25 protein-coding genes are annotated in these 25,612 nt (G+C 56.5%); 16 read left to right on the top strand and 9 right to left on the bottom strand.

Annotated features, from left to right (window positions below):
- From NC979_RS05240 to NC979_RS05220, 5 genes are all read left to right on the top strand, one after another.
- Entirely contained in the window at positions 1-1,218 is a 1,218-nt protein-coding gene (locus NC979_RS05240; RefSeq protein ID WP_190518158.1) for an amino acid ABC transporter permease, read from the top strand.
- 184 nt (positions 1,219-1,402) lie between these two features.
- Positions 1,403-2,182 carry an amino acid ABC transporter ATP-binding protein gene (locus NC979_RS05235; protein WP_190518157.1) on the top strand — a complete coding sequence of 260 codons (780 nt, stop codon included), beginning with the start codon at positions 1,403-1,405 and terminating at the stop codon, positions 2,180-2,182.
- A gap of 104 nt (positions 2,183-2,286) precedes the next feature.
- A complete protein-coding gene (locus NC979_RS05230; RefSeq protein ID WP_190518156.1) occupies positions 2,287-2,673 on the top strand; it encodes a C6orf136 family protein in 387 nt (128 codons plus the stop codon).
- A 141-nt stretch (positions 2,674-2,814) separates the two neighbouring features.
- The gene (locus NC979_RS05225) at positions 2,815-3,228 is read left to right on the top strand and encodes a hypothetical protein (protein WP_190518155.1); all 414 of its coding nucleotides are present in this window, start codon (positions 2,815-2,817) and stop codon (positions 3,226-3,228) included.
- Positions 3,229-3,416: 188 nt separating this feature from the next.
- Positions 3,417-3,830, top strand: a complete 414-nt coding sequence (locus NC979_RS05220) for a hypothetical protein (RefSeq protein WP_190518154.1) — start codon at positions 3,417-3,419, stop codon at positions 3,828-3,830.
- 4 nt (positions 3,831-3,834) lie between these two features.
- Here the strand turns inward: NC979_RS05220 and serS are convergent, their stop codons facing one another.
- Both serS and NC979_RS05210 read right to left on the bottom strand, forming a co-directional pair.
- The gene (gene serS, locus NC979_RS05215; protein ID WP_190518153.1) at positions 3,835-5,112 is read right to left on the bottom strand and encodes a serine--tRNA ligase; all 1,278 of its coding nucleotides are present in this window, start codon (positions 5,110-5,112) and stop codon (positions 3,835-3,837) included.
- 74 nt (positions 5,113-5,186) lie between these two features.
- Positions 5,187-5,426, bottom strand: coding sequence for a NifU family protein (locus NC979_RS05210; RefSeq protein ID WP_017299982.1), 240 nt, complete (start codon positions 5,424-5,426; stop codon positions 5,187-5,189).
- 127 nt (positions 5,427-5,553) lie between these two features.
- On the opposite strand from NC979_RS05210, the gene NC979_RS05205 reads away from it, so the two are divergent.
- Together NC979_RS05205 and NC979_RS05200 are read left to right on the top strand one after the other, a co-directional pair.
- Positions 5,554-5,958, top strand: a complete 405-nt coding sequence (locus NC979_RS05205) for a ketosteroid isomerase family protein (protein WP_242021296.1) — start codon at positions 5,554-5,556, stop codon at positions 5,956-5,958.
- A gap of 494 nt (positions 5,959-6,452) precedes the next feature.
- A complete protein-coding gene (locus NC979_RS05200) occupies positions 6,453-6,725 on the top strand; it encodes a hypothetical protein (RefSeq protein ID WP_190518942.1) in 273 nt (90 codons plus the stop codon).
- Positions 6,726-6,860: 135 nt separating this feature from the next.
- Here NC979_RS05200 and NC979_RS05195 read toward each other — a convergent pair whose 3' ends face one another.
- Positions 6,861-7,004, bottom strand: a complete 144-nt coding sequence (locus NC979_RS05195) for a chlorophyll a/b-binding protein (RefSeq protein WP_190518150.1) — start codon at positions 7,002-7,004, stop codon at positions 6,861-6,863.
- 177 nt (positions 7,005-7,181) lie between these two features.
- Entirely contained in the window at positions 7,182-7,379 is a 198-nt protein-coding gene (locus NC979_RS05190) for a chlorophyll a/b-binding protein (RefSeq protein WP_190518148.1), read from the bottom strand.
- Between the two features lie 180 nt (positions 7,380-7,559).
- Between NC979_RS05190 and NC979_RS05185 the strand changes: the two genes are divergently transcribed.
- Entirely contained in the window at positions 7,560-8,324 is a 765-nt protein-coding gene (locus NC979_RS05185; RefSeq protein ID WP_190518147.1) for an SDR family NAD(P)-dependent oxidoreductase, read from the top strand.
- A 117-nt stretch (positions 8,325-8,441) separates the two neighbouring features.
- On the opposite strand, the gene NC979_RS05180 is transcribed toward NC979_RS05185, so the two are convergent.
- The 3 genes from NC979_RS05180 to NC979_RS05170 form a co-directional block, all read right to left on the bottom strand.
- On the bottom strand, positions 8,442-8,978 hold the full coding sequence (locus NC979_RS05180; protein WP_242023974.1) for a CAP domain-containing protein: 537 nt from the start codon (positions 8,976-8,978) through the stop codon (positions 8,442-8,444).
- Positions 8,979-9,198: 220 nt separating this feature from the next.
- A complete protein-coding gene (codA, locus tag NC979_RS05175) occupies positions 9,199-10,434 on the bottom strand; it encodes a cytosine deaminase (RefSeq protein ID WP_190518146.1) in 1,236 nt (411 codons plus the stop codon).
- 201 nt (positions 10,435-10,635) lie between these two features.
- Entirely contained in the window at positions 10,636-10,824 is a 189-nt protein-coding gene (locus tag NC979_RS05170) for a replication restart DNA helicase PriA (protein ID WP_190518145.1), read from the bottom strand.
- A gap of 492 nt (positions 10,825-11,316) precedes the next feature.
- On the opposite strand from NC979_RS05170, the gene NC979_RS05165 reads away from it, so the two are divergent.
- A complete protein-coding gene (locus tag NC979_RS05165; RefSeq protein WP_190518144.1) occupies positions 11,317-12,180 on the top strand; it encodes a transglutaminase family protein in 864 nt (287 codons plus the stop codon).
- A 98-nt stretch (positions 12,181-12,278) separates the two neighbouring features.
- Here NC979_RS05165 and NC979_RS05160 read toward each other — a convergent pair whose 3' ends face one another.
- The gene (locus tag NC979_RS05160; RefSeq protein WP_190518141.1) at positions 12,279-14,153 is read right to left on the bottom strand and encodes a protein kinase domain-containing protein; all 1,875 of its coding nucleotides are present in this window, start codon (positions 14,151-14,153) and stop codon (positions 12,279-12,281) included.
- A 389-nt stretch (positions 14,154-14,542) separates the two neighbouring features.
- On the opposite strand from NC979_RS05160, the gene NC979_RS05155 reads away from it, so the two are divergent.
- From NC979_RS05155 to NC979_RS05125, 7 genes are all read left to right on the top strand, one after another.
- Positions 14,543-16,276: a putative bifunctional diguanylate cyclase/phosphodiesterase gene (locus NC979_RS05155; RefSeq protein WP_190518139.1), complete on the top strand. Its 1,734-nt coding sequence runs from the start codon at positions 14,543-14,545 to the stop codon at positions 16,274-16,276.
- Positions 16,277-16,317: 41 nt separating this feature from the next.
- Entirely contained in the window at positions 16,318-16,686 is a 369-nt protein-coding gene (locus NC979_RS05150; RefSeq protein ID WP_190518137.1) for a cupin domain-containing protein, read from the top strand.
- Positions 16,687-17,182: 496 nt separating this feature from the next.
- Positions 17,183-19,153: a long-chain fatty acid--CoA ligase gene (locus tag NC979_RS05145; protein ID WP_190518136.1), complete on the top strand. Its 1,971-nt coding sequence runs from the start codon at positions 17,183-17,185 to the stop codon at positions 19,151-19,153.
- 114 nt (positions 19,154-19,267) lie between these two features.
- A complete protein-coding gene (locus NC979_RS05140; RefSeq protein ID WP_190518135.1) occupies positions 19,268-19,717 on the top strand; it encodes a YlqD family protein in 450 nt (149 codons plus the stop codon).
- Between the two features lie 129 nt (positions 19,718-19,846).
- Positions 19,847-21,166 (top strand): dihydrolipoamide acetyltransferase family protein, encoded by a 1,320-nt coding sequence (locus NC979_RS05135; protein ID WP_190518134.1) that lies wholly within the window; start codon positions 19,847-19,849, stop codon positions 21,164-21,166.
- 2 nt (positions 21,167-21,168) lie between these two features.
- Positions 21,169-22,620 (top strand): amidase, encoded by a 1,452-nt coding sequence (locus tag NC979_RS05130; RefSeq protein ID WP_190518133.1) that lies wholly within the window; start codon positions 21,169-21,171, stop codon positions 22,618-22,620.
- Between the two features lie 285 nt (positions 22,621-22,905).
- Entirely contained in the window at positions 22,906-24,831 is a 1,926-nt protein-coding gene (locus NC979_RS05125) for an SLC13 family permease (protein ID WP_190518132.1), read from the top strand.
- A 101-nt stretch (positions 24,832-24,932) separates the two neighbouring features.
- Here NC979_RS05125 and NC979_RS05120 read toward each other — a convergent pair whose 3' ends face one another.
- Positions 24,933-25,478 (bottom strand): late competence development ComFB family protein, encoded by a 546-nt coding sequence (locus NC979_RS05120; protein WP_190518130.1) that lies wholly within the window; start codon positions 25,476-25,478, stop codon positions 24,933-24,935.
- Between the last annotated feature and the right edge of the window lie 134 nt (positions 25,479-25,612).

Below are 25,612 nucleotides of genomic sequence, written 5' to 3'. Positions count from 1 at the left end.
ATGACCTCCGTAACGCCTGACTCTCTCTCCTCTGCACCCCCTGAGATATTGGCTCTGGGACCGGTAGCTTGGGCCAAAAAAAATCTGTTTAGCGACTGGTTCAACAGCCTACTGACCGTCGTTATTGTCGGCATCCTCGGCTGGGGTATTTTTCGCCTTGCTTCTTGGGCTTTAACCGTCGCCCAATGGCAGGTCATACCCAATAACTTCGGCCTGTTTATGACCGGAACCTTTCCCTCAGGGCTATATGCCCGTATTTGGGCTCTGCTGGCTGTGGTTTGTGGTTTGGCAGGGCTGTCATGGGGAGTGCTGGGGCGCAATGTCTCTACTCTGTTTAGCCGCAGCGTGCTGATTGGCCTGGGGCTAGTATGTGCCTTTATTGTGCTGTTTCCGCCGACTCGACCCAGTTCCTTGAAGCTGCTGCCGATGGTGGCACTGGTGGCGATCGCCGCCGCCGCGGGCCGCCAGGTAGGGCGAAAATTCCCGGGCATTGGCAAATGGGTGTCCCTAGCCTGGTTTTTGTCGTACTTCGTAGCCCTGTGGCTGATTGGCGGTGGCCTTGGGCTCACCCCCGTGTCCACCAACGATTGGGGCGGGCTGGTGCTGACGCTGTTTACCGCCGTGAGCGGTATTGTGCTGTGCTTTCCGCTGGGGCTGCTGCTGGCCTTGGGGCGGCGCAGTGCGCTGCCGGTGGTGCGCTTGCTGTCTACCGTATACATTGAGCTGGTGCGGGGTGTGCCCCTGGTGGCCTTTCTATTCATGGGGCAGGTGATGATTCCGCTATTTTTGCCAATTGGGTCGCGACCCGATCGCATTTTACGGGCGGTCATTGCGCTGGCTCTGTTTAGCGCGGCCTACCTGGCCGAAAACGTGCGGGCGGGCTTGCAGGCGGTGCCTCGCGGTCAGCGCGAGGCTGCCATGTCTTTGGGGCTCAACACCCCCACCACCCTGGGCCTGATTATTCTGCCCCAGGCGCTCAAGATAGCAATTCCGGCGATCGTGGGGCAGTTTATTAGTCTGTTTCAAGACACGACGCTGCTATCGATTGTAGGTCTGGCAGAGCTGCTGGGTATTGGTAAATCAATCTTGGCCAACCCGGCTTATCTAGGACGCTACGCCGAGGTCTATCTGTTCCTAGCGGTGATCTACTGGTTCTTTTGCTACGCCATGTCCTTGGCCAGCCGCAAAATTGAGGAGAAGCTCAACACTGAACACTAGCTGCTTTGGCAAAATATCTCTCCGTGTAACAGTTGACAGTCTGAAATCTAGAAACCTTCTAGGGTTAAGGCAAAATAGCATTATCTTGCGCTAGCGCCCCGGCCTGTTGGGTTTAGCTAGGTTGAAAACGTTCATTTCGTGAGTTGTTAGCAGCCCCGAGGGCGCGATAAAGAGGAAACCTTTCATGACACAGTTTCAGACGGAGCAACCATCGGCCCACGCTACCAGCACCGAGCCAGTGATCGTCGCCCGCGACGTGGAAAAGTGGTATGACAACGGTTTCCACGTGCTCAAGGGCGTCAGCATGACGGTCTACAAGGGCGAAGTGCTGGTGGTGATGGGGCCGTCTGGGTCAGGTAAGTCGACGTTTATTCGCACCTTCAATGCCCTAGAGCCCTATCAGAAGGGCTCTATTGAGGTCGATGGCATCACGATTTCCCACGACCTGAAAAATATTGAGGCCATCCGCCGTGAGGTGGGCATGGTATTTCAACAGTTCAACCTGTTCCCTCACCTGACGGTGCTGCAAAACGTGACTTTAGCCCCCATCTGGGTGCGCCGCTGGCCCAAGGCCAAGGCCCAAGAAGTCGCCATGCAGCTGCTAGAGCGGGTGGGCATTTTAGAGCAGGCCCACAAGTTCCCCGGTCAGCTGTCGGGGGGGCAGCAGCAACGGGTGGCGATCGCCCGTTCCCTCGCCATGCAGCCCAAAGTCATGCTGTTCGACGAACCCACCTCTGCCCTCGACCCTGAGATGGTACGCGAGGTGCTCGATGTCATGCGAGGCCTAGCCAAGACTGGCATCACGATGGTGTGCGTCACCCACGAGGTGGGTTTTGCCCGTGAGGTGGCCGATCGCGTCGTGCTCATGGATGGCGGCTACCTCATCGAAGAAAACACCCCCCAAGAGTTTTTCAGCAACCCCCGCGAAGACCGCACCCAAAAGTTTCTTTCTCAGATTTTGTAGATATAGGACAAAACCTTGTCCTCTGCACAGTTGGTAATAGGACTTTGGTCTAGATGAGGCAAACTTAGGGTTAAGCTACGGCATTGCCCTGAGGGCTCAACCCCATGGATATTCTTGAACAGATTCGCATCGACTACGAACGGTTCCCCTGCGACCAGAGCTACCACCTCTACGCTGAGGATGTGTACTTTAAAGACCCGCTAAACAAGTTTCGCGGCGTCGATCGCTACCGGCTCATGATTGGCTTCATCAGCCACTGGTTTAAGGATGTCAATCTGCAACTGCACGGAATCGAGTACTCCAGCCCCAGCCAGATTGACACCCGCTGGACGCTGAGTTGGATAGCTCCGGTACCTTGGCAGCCGCGCATGAGCATCCCCGGTCGCAGTGAGCTTGGGCTAGGGGAAGATGGCAAGGTGATATCCCACATTGACTATTGGGATTGTTCTCGACTGTCGGTGCTCAAGCAGTTGTTTGCTTTGCGAGCCTAAGTTTTAAATTTCTTCAAGTTGTTGCACATCGAATTAAGCAACTTGAATGCGCCTCAACGGGTGGAAGGTCTGCGGGTAAGCTAGGGACATTGATGGGCAAAATTACTGCCACAATCGATGTGAGATCTGTAAAGGATAGCTATGAGGCTGCTACAAAAGGTGTTGGCTGGGGTTTGTCTATCTCTTGGGCTGTTCATTGTGCTTGCGTTAACAGCTGAGATCCTTAACCCTACCAATGACGCTGAGGATCGAGCGGACTCTGTCGCGGCGCTGCTGGTTGTTGGGCTGCCACCGACCGCTCTAGGTGCCTGGCTGATCTGGAACTTGCGCCAGCAACACGAGCGATCGCTGGAAACCCTCGCCGATCAGCAAGAGCAGCGGTTTCTCCAGCTCCTTCAAGACCACAAAGGCGACCTGACAGTGCTTCAGTTTGCCACCGCAACCCAACTGTCGCTCGAAGAGTCCAAAGTTTACCTCGACGAAAAAGCGCAGCAGCTAAATGCCTCGTTCGACGTTTTAGACAACGGAGCCGTAGTCTATCGCTTTCCCCTATAGGCGTCTATGAGCCGGATGGATAGGTCTGCCCGACTGAGTCTCTGGTGGGATGGTCATAGCTTGCCAAGGTAACTCAGTTGCTTCTTATTATGGAGAGGGTTGGACGTGGCTAATCTCTGTAGGCTAGATAGAGAAACAAGGGCTACGATAACCGTCAAAGTCGAGAGCGACCGGTAGAGGAGACGGCTATGCGGATGTTACAGAAGGCCTTAGCTGGAACTTGCCTGCTGTTTGGCCTATCAATTACCCTTCTAGCGACAACCCAACTAGTTAGCCCCGACGACGATTGGGAAGACAGGGCCGAGACTGGTTTAGCGTTGGTCATGTTTGGCGTCGCTCCCACGGCACTGGGCTCCTGGCTAGCGTGGAATCTGCGCCACAGCAATCAGCAAACATCCCAATCACTGTCACTACAGCAAGAGCAGATGTTTTTGCAGCTGCTTCAAAACCAAGAGGGAGACCTCACCATTATTCAGTTTGCTGCCGCCGCGCAGATGCCGGTTGAGCAGGCCAAAGCGTTCCTCGATCAAAAAGCTCAGGTGCTCAACGCGTCTTTTGATGTCAAAGATACTGGGGCGATCGTCTATCGCTTTCCTCTGTAGGCGTCTACAGATACTCGCGGTTGAGGTAGGGTTGCAGCACCTCAGGCACTCGCACCGAGCCGTTGGCCTCCTGGTAGTTTTCGAGAATGGCGGCCATGGTGCGGCCAATGGCTAGGCCAGATCCGTTGAGGGTGTGTACGTACTGAGTGCCTTTTTGCCCAGCTTCCTTGAAGCGCAGATTAGCGCGGCGGGCCTGAAAGTCTAGACAGTTCGAGCAGCTAGAAATCTCCCGATAGCTGTCGGAAGAGGGCATCCACACTTCGAGGTCGTAGGTTTTGCAGCTGGAGAAACCCAGATCGCCAGTGCAAAGCGCCAGCACTCGGTAAGGCAGCTTGAGCTGTTGCAGAATGTCTTCGGCATCGCCCACCAGCGCCTCTAGCTCGTCGAAGGAGGTGTCCGGGTGAACGAATTTGTACATCTCCACCTTATTGAACTGGTGAAGACGAATTAGCCCGCGCGTGTCTTTGCCGTAGCTGCCGGCCTCGCGACGAAAGCAGGGAGTATAGGCGCAATAGTGAATTGGCAGCTGATCAGAAGCAAGGATGTCGTCACGGTGCAGGTTGGTGAGGGGCACCTCGGCGGTGGGAGTAAGCCACAGGTCATCGTTGCGGCACTGAAAGCTTTCTTCAGCAAACTTGGGCAGCTGGCCTGAGGCGGTTAGCGCGGCAGAGTTTACTAGGTAAGGAGGAATGACTTCGTAGTAGCCTGCTTTGGTGTGGCGATCGAGCATGAACGAAATTAGCGCCCGTTCCAATGCCGCACCTGCGCCTTTTAAAACGACAAAGCGGCTCTGGGCAATCTTCTCAGCAGCGCGCTTAAAGTCAAGAATGCCAAGGGTTTCGCCAATTTCCCAATGGGGCTTGGCGGGCTGTTGGGGCAGATACTCGTCGCCCCAGCAGCGCACTTCGACATTTTCGGTTTCGTCTTTACCGACGGGGGTGGTGTCGCTAGGCAGGTTGGGCAAGCCCAGCAGAATGGCCTCGATCTGGGCCTTGATCTCGCGCTCCTGGGGTTCCAGGGTTTGCAGCTCAGTTTTGACCTGGTTGCCTTCGTCTTTAAGGGCGGTGACTTCTGGACCGTTGGGAGCGGCCCCGGCTTTGATAGTCTGACCGACCTGCTTGCCGATCTCGTTGCCGCGGGCCTGGAGCTGCGATCGCACCGTTTCGATCTGGCGTTGCTGCTGGTCTAGCTCTAGCAGCGGGGTCAAATCATACTTGCCCCGCTTACCCAGAGCAGACTGCACCCGCTCCGGGTTTTCTCGTATTTGCTTTAGATCTAGCACAGCAGCCCTCTACAATCTGAAATCTGATTTTTTGACAAAAAACTCCTTGCCAATAAATCAGAATATCAGCATTCCTAAAATACCTGCTCGATCTCAGCGATTTCAGGAATAAACTCGCGCAGGCGACGCTCAATGCCCATGCGCAGCGTCATGGCCGAGCTGGGGCAAGAGCCACAGGCGCCCTGCAGACGGAGTTTGACCACTGGGCCGTCGATTTCGACCAGCTCAACATTGCCGCCGTCGGCCAGTAGGTATGGGCGCAGTTCATCCAAAACCTGTTCCACGTTGGGAGGGGTAAGTGCAAGCGTTTCCATGGGCTATAGCTACCAAAAGTATTGAGAGGCCATCTCCATTCTAAGGATTTTGGCCCCAAACCAGAGCCTGATCTAATCCACAGATCTCCCCAGTGATAAAAGCTATCTCTTCCCTAGCGCAATCTCTATGGGAAACAACATGGGGTTTGATGCCAAGCAAATGGGCAGCTACACCCGCGTTTCTGAACCGGTTCCGCCGCCCCAGGATATGGCTAAGCGCAGCCAAGTCACCATTGAGGGGGTCACCAACCCTACCGTGCTGGCCTCCATGGACAACCTCAATGCCAACGACTTCAACGAGCTGATTGAACTTTTCACCCCTGACGGTGCGCTACAGCTTCCCTTTCAGCGCCTCATTACCGGCAAAGAAGGCATTCTTCGGTTCTTTCAGGAAGATTGCCAAAATCTCAAGCTGATTCCAGAGCGCGGAGTCACCGAGCAGGCGGAAGATGGCTTTACCCAAATCAAGGTGACCGGCAAGGTGCAGACGCCTTGGTTTGGCGCTGGCGTTGGCATGAATATTGCCTGGTGATTTTTGCTCAACCCCGAGGGCAAGATTTTCTTTGTCGCCATTGACCTGCTGGCCTCACCGAAGGAACTGCTTAACCTGGTTCGCTAGGACGATGGTTGTAGAGGGTGGGTTAGCCGGGCGATCGCCAGCCTGAGGGTCTAATTCAACCTAGGCTCACTTGAGGCTGGCTCATCGCTGGCTACCCGTGTATCCTTTCCTGGCTGTTGGGTCTCTCCCGAAACGGAAGACCCAGCAGCCAGCATTGTTTTGGGTCTGGCCAAGGTAGGTGTAGGGCGGTGGCTAAGGCTCGCTCAGCGTCCAATCAACATTGCAAAGTTTTGCAACATGTCTCTAATATAGAAAAACGTTAAACAAAATCATTGGCTGAGTAATGGCTTAGCCGATGGCGGTTATGGCATTTTTAACGATCTTTTCTCGAGATTCTTTTTTTAAAGTTGCAATGCATACCAGTGAACTCTAGTGGTATCTGAGGAAAATGACTTGCTAAGGCAGCGATCGCAACGGCCTATAGCCGCGAGATCAACGGATTAGTCCAGGTTGTGCGCGATCGCGCCAACAGCCTCAACAGCATGGATGACCTTTGGCAACTCCACGACTTTCTTAGCGCGCGCCGTCACGAACTCGACGGCAAATATGACGATCGCGAGTCGGCGCTGCTGTTTGTCTTTTCGAGTTTTGTGAAAGAAGGCTGGCTGAGCTTAGACGAGCTAGAGGGGCTAGACCCAGCCAAACTATCGCAGATTACTGCCCTCACCCGCATGTTCTAATCCGGTTCGCAGATTCAGAACGGGCTGCTTAATTTTGGCAAGTTTGGAATTACATAAATGAAGGGGAGGCGCTAAAACTAGCGCCTCCCCTTTCATCTGTTATTTAGTTTTTTAACCTATGGGGTTGTAGAAACTTTACATGAGGCCGATTTGGGACAGAATGCCTTGCCCGGTTAGAAACTCGGTAGCTACACCAATGACGAAGCCTAGCATGGCTAGACGGCCGTTCCAGGTTTCTGCAAAGTCTACAAAGCCGAACTTGGTTTGGTTGGTTTCCATGGTGGATATTTCCTAAGTGATAAGAGGGCCAAAAATCAATATCCTGTTACTTAACGTAACACAGGTGTTTTCGATTGTGGGTATGGAAACAATGACTTTTTGATTAGGGTAATTTAATCGCTAAGGCCGTTAGCGCTAGCCCAAACTCAGCAAAGGCCTTGGCTATAGATGAGTTAGTCAAGTAACAATGCCGTGGCCTGTGGCTGCTTCAAACAGCACCGCCGATGCAAAGCCCAGCATCGCTAGACGACCATTGAGCTTCTCAGGGTATTCGTTAAAGCCAAACTGCTGACTGTCATCGACGTAAACTTTTGGTTCAACGGCAAAGTTATTCAGACGACCGCCCTCTTCGGTGGTGTAACCGCTAGTGGTCATAGGTTGTTCTCCTTTGCTTTGTGGCTCGATTGTGACTCAATGTAAACAAATATTGCAATACTCTTTACATTTTTGATGAATTAAGCTGCGCTGTACATTGGCTATAGCTGCCCTGTCCCCGGTTGCGAAGAGCAGGGCAGCGGCAAAACTCTGGGCGCTGAACTACTAACGGCAAAGGTTATGACTTTGATTGATTTGCAGGGCAGCACGGTGTTGGTTACGGGAGCCTCGCGAGGAATTGGGTCTGCGATCGCTCGCACTCTACACGATGCTGGAGCGGCAGTTATTCTTCACTACAGTCAAGGTGAGGCCGAGGCTGAACAGCTCGCCACTGACCTAGGGCACGAGCGCACTCACTTGGTTCAGGCTGACTTGGCGGTGCCGGGGGCGGCCCTAGTGTTGTGGGAACAGTCCTTGGCCTGGCGAAGCAGCGTGGATGCTGTGATTAACAATGCCGCGACGATGCCCGCCGCCTCGATTACGGCTGAGTGGGAGCAGTGGGCAACGGCCTGGCAAGACACGCTTCAGGTCAACCTTGTGGCTATGGCCGATCTGTGTCGAGAGGCGATTCGCTACTTTCAGACTCAAGGGGGCGGCACGTTGGTTAATTTGGCTAGTCGGGCGGCGTTTCGGGGTGATGGGCCAGAGTTTATGGCCTATGCGGCGTCGAAGGGTGGGGTGATCGGGTTGACTCGTACGATCGCGAAGGGGTTTGCGGCGGATGGGGTGCGGGCCTATGCGATCGCGCCGGGTTTTGTGCGTACCGATCGCATTGAGCAGGTGATGGCGGAGCGGGGGGCGGAGTATGTGACGCGGGATATTCCGATGGGGGCACCGGCGGAGCCGCAGGATATTGCCAATTTGGTGGTGTTTTTGGTGGCGGGGTTAGCGCCCCATGCGACGGGGGCGACGTTTGATGTGAATGGGGCGTCTTATTTTCACTAGCTAGCGCATCAGGATAAAAGAATATACCCCAGAGAACGGCATAGCTCTATGCCCTTGAGAGGAAGCAAAATTCTCGGATATTTCGTAGCTAGAATTACACCAGGAGAGGCCTTTGCTCTAGAAAGGCTTCTGCCCTTGGTAATTGCCAGGAGGTGAATAGCGGCATACCAATACGTCCTGACCGTTGCCCGTGGCTAATCCACAACCGACCTCGGTGGTGTCTCTCCAGACAATCTGGGTGTAATGACCCACATCCGTCCAATTGCCGGTTGTTGAGAGATTCGGAAAGGCTGCATCTGGAATAAAGTACTCTTGCTCGTCTCCCCAAGACCTCACCATGTCAGCTAAAGAATAAGCACCTGCAGTACCCTGCCACAGATTCTCCCCATATCCATTGCCATCACTATGCGCAAAGGTATTTGTAGATGACAAGCGATCGGCCCAAGCTTGAGAAGAGTTGGCTAGGCTTTCTGACCACTCCAGAGGTGGCACTCCAACTTCAAAACGATAGAGATTATGAGCTTCCAGTAGGCTGTCTGACAGCGAGCTACTGGTAGGCTCTGAGACTGGGGTGATGGTTGAATCTGGTTTGGGTTCTGGGCTAGGACTAGAAGTTGGGGTTGTGCATCCTACAAGAGCAGTCAATCCAAGCATTGGCACTACGACCGCTAAGCCTTGCAATCTCATATACTTCAACCGTCAAGCGTCACCAGCATGATATAGCTCCGGCTATTATCCACGCTAAAAAAGTTAGATTCCGCAAAGGTCTATAGAAATACCGCAAACCTCCTGAGCACCGCTAGAAATATGGAGTGATCAGAGAGCGTTTCGAGGCTAGCTCCATAACTACGGCATCCAGAGCTACTTTATCCTCCTACGCATGCCACTTCACCTCTGCTGGCTTCGTCTGCACTAGCAGCTTGCCTTGGGCGAAAACATGAGTGGCGGTGGCGCGGCGGCAAATGGCGTCGTAGGGGCTGTCGGCATCGAGAACGATGAGGTTGGCGGGTTTGCCGACTTCGAGGCCGTAGGAGTTTTTTAGGGCGAGGGTTTTGGCGCCGTTGGTGGTGATCATGGCATAGCAGGCGGCGATTTCATCCTGGCCGGTCATTTGACAGACATGGACGGCCATGGAGGCGACATCGAGCATATTGCCGGTGCCTAGGTTGTACCAGGGGTCTTGCACGCAGTCGTGGCCGAGGCTGACGTTGATGCCCTGCTGCCAGAGTTCTTTGACGCGGGTGACGCCGCGCCGTTTGGGGTAGGTGTCGGTGCGGCCCTGGAGGGTGATGTTGATCAAGGGGTTGGCGATGAAATTGATCTGCGATCGCGCCAGCAGACCCATGAGCTTGAAGGCGTAGGCGTTGTTGTAGCTGGCAAAGGCGGTGGTGTGGCTGGCGGTGACTCGTGGCCCAAGGCCCGAGCGCACGGCGCAGGCGGCGACTACTTCTAAAAAGCGCGACTGGTCGTCGTCGATTTCGTCGCAGTGGATGTCGATCAGGCGATCGTAGCGCTGCGCCAGCTCAAAAATGCGGTGTACCGACTGCACGCCGTCTTCGCGGGTCATTTCGTAGTGGGGAATGCCACCGACGGCGTCGGCTCCTAGCTTAAGGGATTCTTCCATTAATTCAAGATTGCCGGGGCTGCCGTAGAGGCCGTCTTGGGGAAAGGCAACAACCTGCACGGTGATCCAATCTTTGACAGTGTCGCGGACTTCGAGCAGGGCTTTGAGGGCAGTGAGGCTGGTTTCGCTGATGTCGGCATGGGTGCGCACAAAGAGCACTCCCTGCTGGGCCTGGAGTTTGAGGGTGGCGATCGCCCGCGCTTTAACATCTTCTAGGGTGAGGGACTGTTTGCGATCGTGCCAGATCTCAATGCCCTCAAATAGGGTGCCACTTTGGTTCCAGCGGGGCTGTCCTGCTGTCAGTGCCGAGTCAAGGTGAATATGCGATTCTACGAAGGGTGGGCTTACCAGCCTGCCGCCCAGGGCAAATTCCTGGGCGGCTGAGATGGCCAAATTGGGTTCTATTGCCTGTATGCGGCCATCTTCAAGGCCGATATCAACTGACTCGCCGCTGGGCAACTTACCGTTTCGCAAAATCATGTCCATGGCTAGCCCCTTTGGCGCAGTTTGCCCTATCGCTATGGCCTCGACTATACCAACTTCGCCCCAGCCAGAGACATCCCCAGTGAGCGCCCCCTATTAAAAATCCCCGACGCTGCCGCTGAGGCAATGCCGGGGATAACAAATTTGAGATTACCTAGGGGGGAAGAACCCTAGGGGGTTGCCGGTCAATTGGTCGAGCCTAAGCTAGCAAGCTGAAGCGGCGAATATACCTGGTGCGTGGGCTTCAATCACATTGCCGGTGACGGCGCAGGTAATCATGAGGTAGTCACAAGCGGCGCACTGAGTTTGCACCTGCTGGTCGGGGTAAGTGTGATGCCTTTCGGCTAGGTGTCCACAGTTGGGGCAGTGTACTTGTTGAGAATGACCAATCATTTTGTAACTCCGGCAGCTTTTTGACAGAACAATTAAGGGATATTATTGGGGTTAGATCTTATTAAAAAGAACTCCCGCAATGGACAAAACATCACGGGAATTACCTGAGTGGCACTCAAAAAATACAGGCCAAAATCTCATCTTCCCTGATGTTTATTATCGCCTCGTTTATTAGAGGGGTAAGTTTATTTTATAAATCCTTAATCTTGGGATCAAGCTTGGGGCAATGATCCCCGCCTTTAGATAGAGCTAGCAAGCCAAGGATTGATACGGCTGTTTACAATTCTGAGTCGACGGATATCGATCGGTTATCGTGCTTACCCTTTAATCTCCGAGTTCGGATCCCGCCTTTTTGTTCTGATTTCGGGGATCGCTAGTTTTTTGTTGACTCTTGTAGTTAGGCTCAGAAGCAGAAAACAAGTTTGTCTAGCTTGGTGTGACGTTATTGCCTGTCTGTGCTCTGCTAGGTTTCTGCTCAATTCTTATTTGGCTATGCGCTATCAAATTCGCCACCTAACCCGCTACTGCTATCAGCAGCCCGTTACCTTGCGGCCCCACACCCTGCGCCTGCGACCCCGTAGTGACGGTGCTCAGCAGCTGCGGCATTTTACCCTTGAGGTTGTCCCAAAGCCAACTCAGCAGAGCGCGATCGCAGACACTGACGGCAACAGCACCGTGGGTTTGTGGTTTGCGCCCAACCCGGTAGAGCAGTTTGAGATTATCACTACTGCTGAGGTTGAGACCTACCGCACCAACCCCTTTGATTACCTGGCTGAGCCCTGGGCCACCACGTTGCTTATCGATTACCCCACCAGCCTGCGAACCACACTAGCGCCCTACTTGGCTTCAGTCAGCGTTCCCACCCTTGGGCCAGGAGTGATCGACCTGGCCCAGACGCTGGCTCACGAGGTAGAGGGCAACGTCGGCCTTTTTTTGACCGCTTTAGTGGGCCGCATTTACGAAACTTGTGAGTACACCAACCGACCGACGGGCGCTCCCTGGCCAGGGGGCATCACCTGGGGCAAAAAGCAGGGCAGCTGCCGCGACTTTGCCGTGCTGTTCATGGAAGCCTGCTGGGCGGTAGGAGTGGCGGCTCGCTTTGTCAGCGGTTATGAGGAGGGCGATCGCACAATGCTCGATCGCGACCTACATGCCTGGGCTGAGGCCTACGTACCGGGCGGAGGCTGGCGCGCTTTTGACCCCACCCAAGGCCTAGCGGTCAGCGATCGCCACATTGCCCTAGTGGCTAGCCCCTTTCCGGCGCAAACTCTGCCTGTCAGCGGCACGACTCAAGAGGGGAGCCGGGTGGGCTCTAGTCTAGAGACCGAGATTCGGGTAGAGGTACTGGGGGATTAGAAGGCGGGGAAGGTTAGGGAGATGAGGAGGGTGAGGAGGTGGAGAAGGTGAGAGTGCAGAACTTTCCATCAACCCATTACCCCATCACCCCGTCACCCTCATCTCCCCAAAGTTTGCCGCGCCCGCTTGCGCAACTCCTTAGCCGGACCGTAGTCGGGGTCAATCTGCAGGGCTTTCTCGAGGGCAATGATCGACTGATCGTAGCGTTGGAGGTCCCAGGTAGCCTCGCCGCGCACGGTCCAGGCCTCGACCGACTCGCGGTTGCGGGCGATCGCCTGGTCGATGGCAGCAATGGCCTCGGCGGAGCGACCTAGCTTTTGCAGCACGCGACCTCGGTCGAGCCAAGCCTCAAACATAGCTGGCATCTGGCGGTTAGTGCTCTCATACAGCTCTAGGGCGGCCAGCAGCTTGCCTTGCTGTTCTTCTGCATTGCCCTTGCTGCGGACAGCCTCAGGGTAGTAGGTGCTGTAGGCCAGAGCGTCGTCGCAGGCAACTATGGCCTCCAGAGGCCGTTTGAGGGCAATGAGGGCTCGGCAGCGCCCTAGGTAGGCTGGCGCATAGTCGGGCTGGCTCTCAACCGCTTGGTTGTAGGTGACGAGGGCATCGGGGTAGCGGCCCTGGTAGCGCAGGCGATCGCCCTGGCGGGTTAGGTAGACTGCTTTCTCTTCGGGGGGCAGCAGCAGACCAAAATCGGTGGTCAGGGTAGGAATTGCCGTTGCTTGAAACGGTACGGCAGCCCCTGGGGTCGGTTCAAAGGCAATGGTGAGGCCGCTGCGCCAGAGCACTAGCAGGCTAATCGCCCCGATTAAACTGCTGACCACCATCGATCGGTGGCGATGGGACTTCAACTCCTCTACTGCCAGATCTGAAGACACCAGCGGCACCGCTCCACTGGCACCGTAGGCTAAATCGACTGGAAACAGTGAAGTGGATTCTTGATCATCGGCAAAGGCCGTGGGCTCCGAGGTTTCGGTGGGGCCTACGGCGGTGTCGCTGTCGTCTCCCGGAAACGTTGGCCCTCGACCGTTGGCTCCCTTCATCCAAGTTTGGTAGATTTGGGTGCCCAGCAGGCCGTGCAGGGGGTTAGGCAGATTTTGTAGGGCTTCGAGGGCTTCTTGAGCAGTGGGGTAGCGATCGCGAAAGTCGTAGCGCACCATTTTGTCGAGCACTGCCGCCAGCGACGATGACACCGTCGGGGCATGGTGGCGCCAGGACAGCTCGCTGGTGATGGGGTCTTCTTCGATTTTTTGAGGATGGATGCCGGTCAAGGCCCGAATGCCGAGAATGCCCACGGCATACACGTCGCTGCTAAAACGAGGCTTGCCCGCATACTGCTCGTTGGGCATATAGCCGTGGGTACCAATAGCCACGGTGATGTTAGTGGCACCGGTCTCGGCGTCTAGCAGCGGCGATGAGGTGACCTGCTTGACCGCCCCAAAGTCGATCAGCACCAGCTTGCCGTCGCGGTGGCGGCGGATCAGGTTGGAGGGCTTAACGTCGCGGTGAATCACCTGCTGGCGGTGGACAAAGGAGAGAATTTCCAGAACCTCCTGGAGCAGCAGCACCACCCGCGTTTCTGACCAGGGTTTGCCCTCTTCGACCTGCCGATTGAGGCGGCTGCCCTCAATGTATTCCTGAGCCAGATAAAACTCTTGGCCCTCTTCAAAGTGGGCCATCAGCGCTGGAATTTGGGGATGGTTGCCCAACTGATAGAGCACCCGAGCTTCGGTGTCGAACAGCCGTCGGGCCATATCGAGCGTGCCGGTGTCTTTGTCCTGTACCTTGAGCTGCTTGATCACACACCGAGGATGGTTCGGCAGGTGTATATCGGTCACCAAAAAGGTGCGGCTGAACCCCCCTGACCCCAGCCGTCGGACAACTTGGTACCGTCCTCCCAGTAATGTTTGCTCCATGCTGCCCAGAATGTCTTTGTCAGCCTGGTCATTTAACTGCAGACCTAAAACTAAACCCATTGCCCAGCGGCAGGCCAGCTAGCTTGGTTGCCCATAGCTTCAGCAAAGCCTTCGGCAATACTAGCCAGCTTCAGGATTTCGCTTCGGCTCCGAGGTCAGTCTGTTGTGTAGAACTGTCGCGTCAAATCTCTCCACCGATGCACCAGCTTTAGTTTAGGGCTTGACTGGCTTCCTTGAGCTGACCCCAGGGGCAGCCCCTGGCGACCTTACACATCCTTTACAGCACTTTATCTTAATCTCAAGCCAAATCAGGGCTTTACGCTTAAGGGCGCGATCGCCCCAGGCGAGCCCCAGCTAGTATTTTGGGCAAGCTAAATCTACCAGGTGCGATCGCCCCCATCAGTAGCCTGACTCTGGATTTTCACTACCTCCCCTTCACTTCTGGCCCTATGTCACAGCCCTCTTGCCCCGATGCCGAGATGTACCTGGCCGTGCTGAGCGCCCTGCCCGATGCGGTCGTTGTGGTTGACCTAAATGGGGCGCTGCTATTTTGCAACGCGGCGGCCAAGGCACTGCTTCCCGGGGGAATTGCTGGGTTAGGGGGCAGCGGCAGCCAGCCAGGTTATCAGATGCTCGATCCGCAACAGCAGCCCCTAGCCGCGCCTGAGCTGCCCTTAAATCGAGTGCTCGCTGGTCAGAGCCTGCACAACGAAGAATTGCTCTTGGCCGCGGGGCAGCCTCCCCAGACCCACTGGGTGGCCTGTAGCGGTGGGCTATCTTCTGGTATGGCGCTGCTGACCCTGCGCGATGTTTCCGCCGCCAAACAGCAGGAAGCTAGTTTGGTGCAGCAGGCTTTCTATGACCCGCTCACAGGGCTACCTAACCGCCATTTGTTGATCGATCGTCTAGGCCAGGCCCTAGCCTGTGCCCAGGATGACCCTCACCGGGTGACGGCGCTGCTGGTTATCGGTTTAGAGCAGTTTAAGCTGATCAACGACAACCTAGGGCACCAGGTGGGCGACGAAATGCTAGTCGAACTAGGGACCCGCCTCCAGGCCCAGGTTGGTCCGGACAACACCGTTGCGCGGCTGGGGAGAGACGAGTTTGCTGTATTGCTAGATAATCTGACCAGCCAGGCTAGTGCGATCGCGCTAACTGAAACCATTCACGCGATAGTGCAGCAACCCTTTGGGCTGCAGCCACAGCAGGTTTATGTCAATGCCAGCATTGGTGTTGCCTTTGGCTCTGAGACCTATCAAAACCCATTCGACTGGCTGCGCGATGCCGATACGGCCATGGAGCAAATCAAAGAGCATCCTGACCTGGGCTGGCAGGTGTTTGACAGTTCTCTCAGGGTGCAACAAGATCTGCGCCTGCAAACCGAAGTTGACCTCCGCCAGGCCCTCGATCGCGGTGAGCTACGGCTGCACTATCAGCCCATCGTCATCATCAGCAACGAAGAAATTTGCGGCTTTGAGGCTCTGGTGCGGTGGCAGCATCCCACCCGAGGGCTGCTGATGCCGGGGGAGTTTATTCACATTGCCGAGACCAGCGGGCTGATTATTCCCCTGGGCTGGTGGGTGCTGACCGAAGCCTGTCGGCAGATGCAGGTGTGGACTGAGCAATACCCAGCTATGGCTGAGTTTACGGTGAGCGTCAATATGTCGAGTAAACAGTTTTCGCAGCAGAATATCGTTGAGAAAATTCAGAAAATTTTGGACGACACCGGCTTTGTGGCCCGTCGACTCAAAATTGAGCTGACTGAAGGGGTGCTGATCGACCACTCCGACGGCATTATTGCTACCCTCCAGCAGATCAGGGCCCTAGGCATTAAGCTGCTGGTGGATGACTTTGGCACGGGCTATTCTTCTCTGAGCTATTTGCATCGCTTCCCCTTTGACTGCCTCAAGATCGATCGCTCCTTCATTGAAAACGCCGACCAAGACTTTGAAAAGCTGGAGATTTTGCAGTCGGTGGTGCGCTTAGCCTGGAACCTGGGCCTCGATGTGGTTGCCGAAGGGGTAGAGACCCCGCGCCACCATGCCCAGCTCAAGGCGCTGCGGTGCGAGCTGGGTCAGGGTTATCTGTTTTCCCGTCCCCTAGCGCCCGCCGCCGTGGAGGTTATGATGGCGGAGAAAGCCGCCTCTTTGTCTAACCTTCCCACTGTCACCCGCCCCACCTAAGCTGGCGCGGCTGGCAGAAGGGTGCTCTAACTGCCGCTGCTATGCTGATTCGTAAACTGCTTGACTGCCCTGAATTTGTTGCCGGTGACGGTACCCAGCTGCGAGAGCTGTTGCACCCCGACAAGCAAGACCTTGCCCTACGCTACAGTTTGGCCCACGCAGTATTGCCCGTGGGGCAGGTGTCTACTCCTCACGCCCTCACCACTTCTGAGGTGTATTACATTCTGGCAGGGCAGGGGGAAATGTCTATTGACGGCGAAACTAGCTTGGTCGAGCCGGGGGACGCCGTGTACATTCCGCCCCATGCCCGCCAACATATTCGCAACACCGGAGATAGCCCACTGGTGTTCATTTGCCTAGTTGACCCTGCCTGGCGCCAAGAAGACGAGACGGTGTTTGAGGCTGGCTAGCGTGAGCGTAGTATGAGGGGCCTCCAGACAGCTTGGCGAAGCGCAGTTTGAAGTAGCTGCCAGTAGGCTTTGACCCGCTGCCCCAGGCTGCGGCGGGGTGGTTTGAGGCTACAGCGTCTGAGCTGCCCGAGCAGTTGGGCCAAGGCAGCGTCCCCCTCGGCTAGCTGGGCGGCTAAGCAGTGGGGTTTGTTTTGGCAAGAGGTGCATAACATGAGCACTTGAGTCTCGCTGGACTCGAATACAGAACTTGGCGGAATGGTGTCAGCGGTTGCTGGCCGTCTATACCCTGACTATTTATATTTTGCGCCGCCAAAAATAAAAGCTGTTCACGATGAGCTGAATACAGTCTGAAGGTTTGCGATCGCACCCAATCTCTCTCCCCAGCCAGTTCAACTTCTGGAAGGGGCAATGTTAAGGCCTACAAGCTTTAGGGCTAGCCTTGAGTCAGGCTGCGGTAGGATTACCGCAGGCTTTTTCTAAACTCTTGGTGGCCGCTATGCCCGTATCTACAACTGCATTGCAAGAGGTGCGACAGCGCGATCGCGCCTGCTTAGAAGCCCACAATCCTTACGAACGGCTCCAAGCCCTGCACGAAGTTTGGCCGATTGCGGCGGAGAAATACGGTGATACGGTGGCCCTCAACGACCCCCACTACAAGCCCGCCGCCACCCTCACCTACCGTCAACTGGCTGAGGCCATTCGCACCTTCGCCAGCGGCTTGCAGGCCCTGGGGGTCGAAAACCGTGCCCACGTGGCCCTGTTTGCCGACAACAGCCACCGCTGGTTCATTGCTGACCAGGGCATTATGACTGCCGGCGGCATGAACGCTGTGCGCAGCGCCACCGCCGAGAAAGAAGAGTTAGCCTACATTGCCGAGCACAGCGAGAGCACGGTGCTGGTGGTAGAAACCTTGGCGCTGCTGAAGCGACTGCGCGATCGCATCGACACCCTGCCCATTCCCCTGGTGATTCTGCTGTCGGACGAGGAACCGCCCGAGGGCGATCGCCTCAAGATTCTCAACTTTGGTCAGCTGATGGCCTTGGGGAGCAATCATCCTTACACCCCAGTGCCCATCAAGCCCGAAGATTTGGCCACGCTGATCTATACCTCCGGCACCACCGGCCAGCCGAAGGGGGTGATGCTCAGCCACCGCAACCTGCTGCACCAGATCAACACCCTGGAGGCGGTGGTGCAGCCCAAACCGGGCGATCGCGTGGTGGGCATTTTGCCCTCCTGGCACAGCTTTGAGCGCACCGCCGAATACTTTTTGCTGTCGCGGGGCTGCACCCAGACCTACAGCAGCATTCGCCACCTCAAGGCCGACCTCAAGGCGACCAAACCTCAGTACATGGTGGGGGTGCCCCGCCTGTGGGAGTCGATTTACGAAGGGGCGCAAAAGCAGTTTCGCGAACAAACCCCTGGCAAGCAAAAGCTGATCTTCACCTTTTTTGGCCTTAGCCAGCGCTACGTCGAAAACCTCTGGCGCTACCAGGATATGAAAATCGACGAGCCTGGCCTGCCATCCCTGAAGCGACTGGGTTCAGGAATAGCCGCCCTGGCCCTGTGGCCCCTGCATCAGCTGGGCAAAAAGCTGGTCTACGGCAAAGTGCGCGAGGCGACCGGCGGTCAGGTGAAGCAGCTGATCAGCGGCGGCGGCTCTCTGGCTCGGCACATCGACATTTTCTTTGAAATCATCGGCGTACCCCTGCTAGTGGGCTACGGCCTCACCGAAACGGCTCCGGTGCTCTCGGCCCGTCGCCCCTGGCGCAACCTGCGTGGGGCAGCAGGGCAACCCATCCCCTTCACCGAAATCAAGGTGGTGGATCCTGAAACTCGCCAAGATCTACCCCAGGGCGACCAGGGGCTAGTGCTGGCGCGGGGACCGCAGATTATGGAGGGCTACTACCGTAACCCTGAGGCCACCCAAAAGGCCATCAACCCCGAGGGCTGGTTTGACACGGGCGACCTGGGCTGGATCAGCCGCGATGGCAACGTGGTGCTCACCGGACGGGCCAAGGACACCATCGTGCTCACTAACGGCGAAAACATTGAGCCGCAGCCCATCGAAGACGCCTGCATTCGCAGCAAATACATCGACCAGATTATGCTGGTGGGTCAAGATCAGCGATCGCTCGGTGCTCTGATCGTGCCTAACATAGAGGCTTTGCAGGACTGGGCGGCCACTCACTCGCTGTTCGTGGCGGTGCCGGGCGATGACACCCCCGCCTCCGCCGACTGCACCGCCATTACCCTCGACGATGAACGGGTGCAGAAGCTGTTTCGCGATGAGCTGGGTCGCGAGGTTAAAGATCGCCCTGGCTATCGCCCCGACGATCGCGTCGGCCCCTTCCGCCTGGTTCTCGAACCCTTCTCCGTCGACAACGGCTTGCTCACCCAAACCCTAAAAGTCCGCCGTCCCGTGGTTACGGCCCGGTATCGCGATATGATTGACGCGATGTTTGTGTAGCTGTCGGTGGTGTAAAAACTTCACCAACCTGCGGTTGTGCCACGCAGAATAGTCCGGCCATGCCTGCTGGTGGTCGTAGTCCGTATTGGTAATTTCTTTATTGCGTCAAAGATTATGGATGAGAATCAAACGCTGCTGCTCAAGCGGGTGGTCAACATTAAAGCCATTGTGACTCCCCTGTGGAAAGAAGAAGCCCAAAAGCAGCTACAGACCCAAATTAACCAAGTTGACGGTCGTCTGCAGCAGCTCGAAATGCAAGGCCAGCGCATGGTAGCCGAGCTGCAAAAACAGGCCGAAGGGCAGCCCACCAGCGGCACCATTCAGCAGCAGATGGGCAATATTCAGAATCAGCTCAACCAAGACAAGAGCAAGCTGCTCCAGCAAAAGAACCAGAGCCTACAGCAGCTCCAGGAAGTGCAGACCATCGCGGTCGATGCCGAAGTGGAGCAGGGCAAGGTCGAGAGCTTTTTTAATGTCTCGGTGGGTGACAATCTGGTGCGCAAGCTCCAGGTCGAAATTTTGATCAAGGACGGCGTGATTCAAGAGATTCGCGGCGAACTCTAATCTAGGCGCGTTTCAGCTCGCCCCCGTTTGAACGCTTTAAAAGCTCGAACGGTTCAGCCTTGGGGATAGAATAAATCCTTGGCATCTCTGCTGCTCTGTCGTTTTAACTCTGTTTCGGAAGTCACCTCCATGATTCGCGAAGTCTTTATGCCTGCCCTCAGCTCAACTATGACCGAAGGCAAGATTGTGTCTTGGGTCAAAGCCCCCGGCGATAGGGTGGAAAAAGGCGAAACGGTGGTGATTGTCGAGTCCGACAAGGCCGATATGGATGTGGAGTCGTTCCACGAAGGGATTTTGGCCGCCATTGTGGTGGAGGCGGGCGGCACGGCTCCGGTGGGTGAGGCGATCGCTCTGTTGGCCGAAACCGAAGCCGAAGTTGAAACCGCCAAACAGCAGGCCGCTGCTAAATCCGGTACTGCCGGAGGTGACTCTGCCCCCAATCCTGAAGCTGCTGCCCCGGTCGCCGTGGTCGAAGCTCCAGCCCCTGCCGCCCAAAATGGGGCGTCCTCCGGCCGTAGCGATCGAGTGGTTATTTCTCCCCGCGCCCGCAAGCTGGCCAAAGACCTCAAGGTAGACCTCACTAGCCTGCAGGGCAGCGGCCCCCACGGTCGCATTGTGGCTCAAGATGTAGAGCTAGCAGCGGGTAAAAATCCTACTGTCACCGGGCCGGTGGCAACGCCCTTGGCAGCGGTAGTGCCGCCAGTGTCTGTGGCTCCCGCTGCCGCCCCTATGACTCCCGCCGCTGCTCCAGCTCCGGCCCCCAGTGCAGCACCTCTGGGCCAGGTCGTGCCCTTCAACACCCTGCAGCAGGCCGTCATTCGCAACATGGTGGCCAGTCTGGCGGTACCCACCTTCCACGTGGGCTACACCATCACCACCGACAGTTTGGATGCCCTCTACAAGCAAATCAAGTCTAAAGGGGTGACCATGACTGCGCTGCTGGCCAAGGCCGTAGCCGTCACTCTGCAAAAGCACCCCCTACTCAATGCCGGCTTCACCGACCAAGGCGTGCAGTACCACTCAGGCATCAATATTGCCGTGGCAGTAGCCATGGAAGGCGGCGGGCTGATTACCCCGGTGCTGAAGAATGCCGACCAGTACGACATCTACTCGCTGTCGCGCACCTGGGCCGATCTAGTGGCGCGATCGCGCTCCAAGCAGCTTCAGCCTGATGAGTACACCTCTGGCACCTTTACCCTGTCGAACCTGGGCATGTTCGGGGTCGATCGCTTTGACGCGATTTTGCCGCCGGGGCAGGGCTCAATTTTGGCGATCGGGGCCTCTCGCCCCACGGTGGCCGCCACCCCGGAGGGCTTGATGGGCGTCAAGCGCCAGATGCAGGTCAACATCACCTGCGATCACCGCGTCATCTACGGGGCCGATGCTGCCGCTTTCCTCAAGGATCTGGCCAACGTGATTGAAAACAATCCCCAGTCCTTAACCCTGTAGCTATGAAGTCAGTCGATCTTGCCTTCTTGCCCGCCCTCGAACAAGCTCGGCTGATTCGCAATAAAGACATTTCGCCCCTAGAGCTAGCGGAAATTTATCTGGAGCGCATCGAGCGGCTCAACCCGGCTCTGGGAGCCTACGTGACGGTGATGGCAGAACAGGCTCTGGCCGATGCTAGGGCTAAAACCGAGCATTTGGTGAGCAATCCTGAGGATTTGCCGCCGTTGTTTGGGGTAACGGTCTCGGTCAAAGATCTGAACCCAGTGGAGGGGGTGGCCTGCGCCTATGGACTCAGGGCCGCCTGTAATCTTATCGCCCCCGAAGACGACTACATCGTCGGCAAGCTGCGTCAGGCAGGGATGATTATTTTGGGCAAAACCGCCACTTCCCAGCTCGGTTCGCTGCCCTACACTGAGCCACCGGGCTTTCCGCCCGCCCGCAACCCGTGGAATTTGAACTACACGCCGGGGGGCTCCAGCGGCGGAGCGGCAGCGGCCTTGGCGGCGGGACTGTGCGCAATTTCCCAAGGCTCGGATGGCGGCGGTTCGCTGCGCGGCCCGGCCTTTTGCTGCGGCCTAGTGGGCATGAAGGCTTCTCGGGGACGGATCAGCTTTTCACCTATAGGAGAGCGGCTCAACGGGCTGGCGGTCAACGGCCCTCTGGGACGTACCGTGGCTGACACAGCTGCTCTGTTAGATGTGCTCAGCGGCTACGAAGTGGGCGACCCCTACTGGCTGCCCGATCCAGAGCCGTCGTTTTTGGCCGGGCTGGATACGCCGCCCAAACCGCTGCGAATTGGTTACGCTACCCGGCTTGACCCAATTGGCGAGGTTGACCCCGTCTGCCGCCAAGCCATCTACGAAACCGTCCAGCAGGTCGAAGATCTGGGCCACAGGGCTGAAGAGGTGATTTTTCCCAACCTGGCAGACTTGATCGAGCCCTTTGTGGTGGTGTGGCAATCGGTACTGACCGAGGTGGGCGTGCCCTGGGTAGTCATGGAAAAGATGAATCGCTGGCTCTACTGGCGGGCCTGGCGAATTAACAGCGGCGCCTATCTGCGATCGGTGGCCAAGCTCCAGCAAGTGGCTCGCCAGGTCGTGAGATTTTGTCAGCCCTACGATGTATTGATTTTGCCGGTGTTTATGCACCCCACGATCAAAGTTGGTGAGTGGAAGGGGCTGCGATCGCCCAAAGTGCTTGAAAATGTCATTAACTGGGTGGCCCCCTGTCCACCCTTTAACGCCAGCGGCCAGCCCGCCCTGGCGATTCCCCGAGGCTTTGCCCCCAACGGATTGCCCATCGGCGTGCAGCTGGTAGGTCGTCCTGCCGATGAAGCCACTTTGCTAGCCCTGGCCGCGCAGCTTGAGCAAGTTAGCCCTTGGAGCAACCAGCGGCCTGCATTTGCTACAGAAGTTGGCGGCCCCGAACCCAGAGATGCCGCCCCAATTGTATAGGGGCAAGGTTTTGCTGTCGCTGTTGTTTCGCATCGCTCCCTGGGGCTAACGCCAAGCCAGATTAATTCGCAGTGCTCTCACTGTTAAGATAAATGGAGTGAGAACCTGTTGCAATTCAAAATGAATTTTACGGCAATTGTCCTCGTCTGAGATGAGCGCTCGGCAATCCCCTTTGCAGTGGTCATCGGCTCAATTTGCCGATATGGCGGTTAGCCGTTTCAGCGATCGAGCGGGCACTATAGCTTCAATTTCCCCTGTTTGGGTAGTATCCCCGGTTGGCTTCTTATGGAATACGATCCCCTCCAGGACAGGCAGCGATACGATACATTTTTGGTTGAAAAAACGGTTCACAAGGACGTCCTTGTCGCTGCTCTGGTCATTGGATTAGTCGTCATTGCGGGGGGTGCCCTAAGCCTAGGACCAGTGACGCTGCCGGAGCAGCTCGCCTGGGAGGGCTGGTTATCGATTGGAGTGACACTGGGCGCTTTTGTGCTCAACACCCTCACCCCCCTACCAGCTGATGCCATTTTTTTGGCGGCTCTGGCCATTCTGTTGCTAACTGGGGTGCTCGACACGGCTACTGCCCTGGCCGGGTTTAGCAACCCCGGCATGATGACGGTGGGCGTGCTGTACATCGTTGTTGCTGGGCTTCAGCAAACCGGCGGGTTAGACATAATTTCTCGTGCGGTGTTGGGCCTACCCAAGGGGCAAACCACAGCGCTACTGCGGCTAATTCTGCCGGTGCTGGGCATGAGTGCCTTTCTCAACAACACGCCGGTTGTGGCGATGTTTATCCCAGTGGTCAGCGACTGGTGCCGCAAGCTGCGCATTAGTCCCTCTAAGCTGATGATTCCGCTTAGCTATGCGGCGATTATGGGGGGTATGTGCACGTTGATTGGCACCAGCACCAACCTGGTGGTCAACGGGCTGCTGGTGTCTGAAACTGACTACCCAGGGCTAAAGCTGTTTGATCTGGTGCCAGTAGGGGTGCCCTGTGCGATCGCCGGTACCCTCATGCTAGTTTTGGCCCAACGCTGGCTGTTGCCCCAGCGCAAGCCCGCCATTACCGACACTGATGACCCGCGAGAGTATACCGTCGAAATGGTAGTCGAAAACCACAGCCCCCTGGCGGGTAAAACCGTCGAACAGGCTGGGTTACGCCATCTGCCGGGGCTGTATCTGACCGAAATTCAGCGGGCAGGGCGGCTGTTAACCGCCATTGGCCCCCAGGAGATGCTACAAGAGCAAGACCAACTGGTGTTTGTGGGCATGGTTGACTCGATTGTTGACCTTAACCAAATTCGGGGATTGCAGCCTGCCACTGACCAGGTGTTTAAGCTCGATACCCCGCGCACCGAGCGTACCCTGGTGGAAGCGGTGGTGTCGAACACCTGTCCGCTGGTGGGCATCACCATTCGCCAGGGCAAGTTTCGCAGCCGCTACGGGGCGGTGGTGCTGGCAGTGGGCCGCAATGGTGAGCGCTTGTCGGGCAAAATCGGCGATATTCGGCTTCAGACGGGCGATACCCTGCTGTTAGAAGCCAATCCCTCGTTTTTAGAGGAGCGTCGGGCTTCCCGTGATTTCTACCTGGTTAGTGAGGTGCCCAACTCCGACCCGCTACGCCACGATCGCGCCCCTGTGGCTCTAGTCATCTTAGTGCTCATGGTAGCCTTAGCCACCTTTGGCTGGATGGAGATGCTCAATGCTGCCACCTTAGCCGCCCTATTGATTATCATCACCGGCTGCTGCTCATTTCAGCAGGGCTTGCGCGCCATTGACTGGTCGGTGCTGCTGGTGGTGGCCGCCGCCCTGGGGCTGGGCAAGGCCTTGGAGGTCACAGGAGCCGCCGACGTGCTGGCGAGCGGGGTGCTGGGCCTGGCTGGCGATAACCCCTGGGTGGCCCTGGCGATTGTCTACGGCGTAACCACCGTCCTCACTGAGGTGATTACTAACAACGCGGCGGCGGCGGTGGTGTTTCCCATTGCGCTGTCGCTGTCCCAGAGTTTGGGGGTGAGCTTCATTCCCTTTGTGGTGGCGCTGATGATTGCTGCTTCTGCCAGTTTTAGCACCCCGATTGGCTATCAGACCAACCTCATGGTCTATGGCCCCGGTGGCTATAAATTTACCGATTTTCTGCGGGTGGGCATTCCCTTTAACCTGGCCTTTTGGGTGCTAACGGTGCTCATTGCTCCGCGGGTGTATCCGTTCTAGCTTTAAAAATAAACTAGGGCCGCGATCGCGCCAAGCTGGCTAGATCTGGCCCTGGTAAAAAAACTGGAGAGTAAGCTGGGGCCACTGCCCTAAAAGACTTGCTAAGCCTTGGGTGCTGGCTCAAACTTATGGGCATGGTCTTGCAGCAGCGAGCTGACTTGGCTGAGCACGTTGTCGCCAGTTTTCTTCTGGATGATTTGGCGCTCGGGGTAAAAGTCGGGCTTGTCGAGGTTGCGGGAGATGGCTTGCTGCACCTGGTCGGCAATTAGGGCAGACAGCTCACCTCGGGCATTTTCGCGCTGAAAGTTAGCGCCTTCTTCAGTAGTCGCGTAGAGGGGCGGTAGCCGGTTGAGGGCGTAGGCCGCGATGTCGCCCAAATCGAGGGTTTTGTCGGAGGTAGACTCGATCTCGGCTACCCGCGAAATCGCCTCGGTCAGCACCAGTTCTTCCATCACGTTGATGAACTGCTTGCGGGGCACAGCCACCACTTCGCCGGTGAGCAGGGCCCCCATTAGGCGATCGAGCGCCATATATTCTTCAATCGAAAGCTCAGCAGCGGTGTCGCAAATGCGACCTACTTCGGCCTCCATAGCGGGGGTAAGGTAGCCGTCTTGTAGGGCTTGTTCAACAATTTTTTCGATAGTCATTTGGCCAAAAGCTCCATGAAACTGGCGGATTAACGGCTTTTACTGGAAATCAGGGGACCGGAACATTAACAGGGGTTAGGCATCCACCTGGGGTTAGTTTTCCCCAATCAATTCGGCAGACCACAGAAACATGT

This window comes from Leptolyngbya subtilissima AS-A7 (assembly GCF_039962255.1).
In the GTDB taxonomy this organism is placed as follows: Bacteria; Cyanobacteriota; Cyanobacteriia; order Phormidesmidales; family Phormidesmidaceae; genus Nodosilinea.
Note: the sequence above shows the minus strand (reverse complement) of the source record. Positions and strands in the feature narration are given on the sequence as shown.

Excerpts from the sequence above, each read along its gene's own strand:
- NC979_RS05240 (WP_190518158.1), top strand. The coding sequence starts at position 1 with ATGACCTCCGTAACGCCTGACTCTCTCTCCTCTGCACCCCCTGAGATA.
- NC979_RS05235 (WP_190518157.1), top strand. The coding sequence starts at position 1,403 with ATGACACAGTTTCAGACGGAGCAACCATCGGCCCACGCTACCAGCACC.
- NC979_RS05230 (WP_190518156.1), top strand. The coding sequence starts at position 2,287 with ATGGATATTCTTGAACAGATTCGCATCGACTACGAACGGTTCCCCTGC.
- NC979_RS05225 (WP_190518155.1), top strand. The coding sequence starts at position 2,815 with ATGAGGCTGCTACAAAAGGTGTTGGCTGGGGTTTGTCTATCTCTTGGG.
- NC979_RS05220 (WP_190518154.1), top strand. The coding sequence starts at position 3,417 with ATGCGGATGTTACAGAAGGCCTTAGCTGGAACTTGCCTGCTGTTTGGC.
- NC979_RS05210 (WP_017299982.1), bottom strand. The coding sequence starts at position 5,426 with ATGGAAACGCTTGCACTTACCCCTCCCAACGTGGAACAGGTTTTGGAT.
- NC979_RS05205 (WP_242021296.1), top strand. The coding sequence starts at position 5,554 with ATGGGAAACAACATGGGGTTTGATGCCAAGCAAATGGGCAGCTACACC.
- NC979_RS05195 (WP_190518150.1), bottom strand. The coding sequence starts at position 7,004 with ATGGAAACCAACCAAACCAAGTTCGGCTTTGTAGACTTTGCAGAAACC.
- NC979_RS05190 (WP_190518148.1), bottom strand. The coding sequence starts at position 7,379 with ATGACCACTAGCGGTTACACCACCGAAGAGGGCGGTCGTCTGAATAAC.
- NC979_RS05185 (WP_190518147.1), top strand. The coding sequence starts at position 7,560 with ATGACTTTGATTGATTTGCAGGGCAGCACGGTGTTGGTTACGGGAGCC.
- NC979_RS05180 (WP_242023974.1), bottom strand. The coding sequence starts at position 8,978 with ATGCTTGGATTGACTGCTCTTGTAGGATGCACAACCCCAACTTCTAGT.
- codA (WP_190518146.1), bottom strand. The coding sequence starts at position 10,434 with ATGGACATGATTTTGCGAAACGGTAAGTTGCCCAGCGGCGAGTCAGTT.
- NC979_RS05170 (WP_190518145.1), bottom strand. The coding sequence starts at position 10,824 with ATGATTGGTCATTCTCAACAAGTACACTGCCCCAACTGTGGACACCTA.
- NC979_RS05165 (WP_190518144.1), top strand. The coding sequence starts at position 11,317 with ATGCGCTATCAAATTCGCCACCTAACCCGCTACTGCTATCAGCAGCCC.
- NC979_RS05160 (WP_190518141.1), bottom strand. The coding sequence starts at position 14,153 with ATGGGTTTAGTTTTAGGTCTGCAGTTAAATGACCAGGCTGACAAAGAC.
- NC979_RS05155 (WP_190518139.1), top strand. The coding sequence starts at position 14,543 with ATGTCACAGCCCTCTTGCCCCGATGCCGAGATGTACCTGGCCGTGCTG.
- NC979_RS05150 (WP_190518137.1), top strand. The coding sequence starts at position 16,318 with ATGCTGATTCGTAAACTGCTTGACTGCCCTGAATTTGTTGCCGGTGAC.
- NC979_RS05145 (WP_190518136.1), top strand. The coding sequence starts at position 17,183 with ATGCCCGTATCTACAACTGCATTGCAAGAGGTGCGACAGCGCGATCGC.
- NC979_RS05140 (WP_190518135.1), top strand. The coding sequence starts at position 19,268 with ATGGATGAGAATCAAACGCTGCTGCTCAAGCGGGTGGTCAACATTAAA.
- NC979_RS05135 (WP_190518134.1), top strand. The coding sequence starts at position 19,847 with ATGATTCGCGAAGTCTTTATGCCTGCCCTCAGCTCAACTATGACCGAA.
- NC979_RS05130 (WP_190518133.1), top strand. The coding sequence starts at position 21,169 with ATGAAGTCAGTCGATCTTGCCTTCTTGCCCGCCCTCGAACAAGCTCGG.
- NC979_RS05125 (WP_190518132.1), top strand. The coding sequence starts at position 22,906 with ATGGAATACGATCCCCTCCAGGACAGGCAGCGATACGATACATTTTTG.
- NC979_RS05120 (WP_190518130.1), bottom strand. The coding sequence starts at position 25,478 with ATGACTATCGAAAAAATTGTTGAACAAGCCCTACAAGACGGCTACCTT.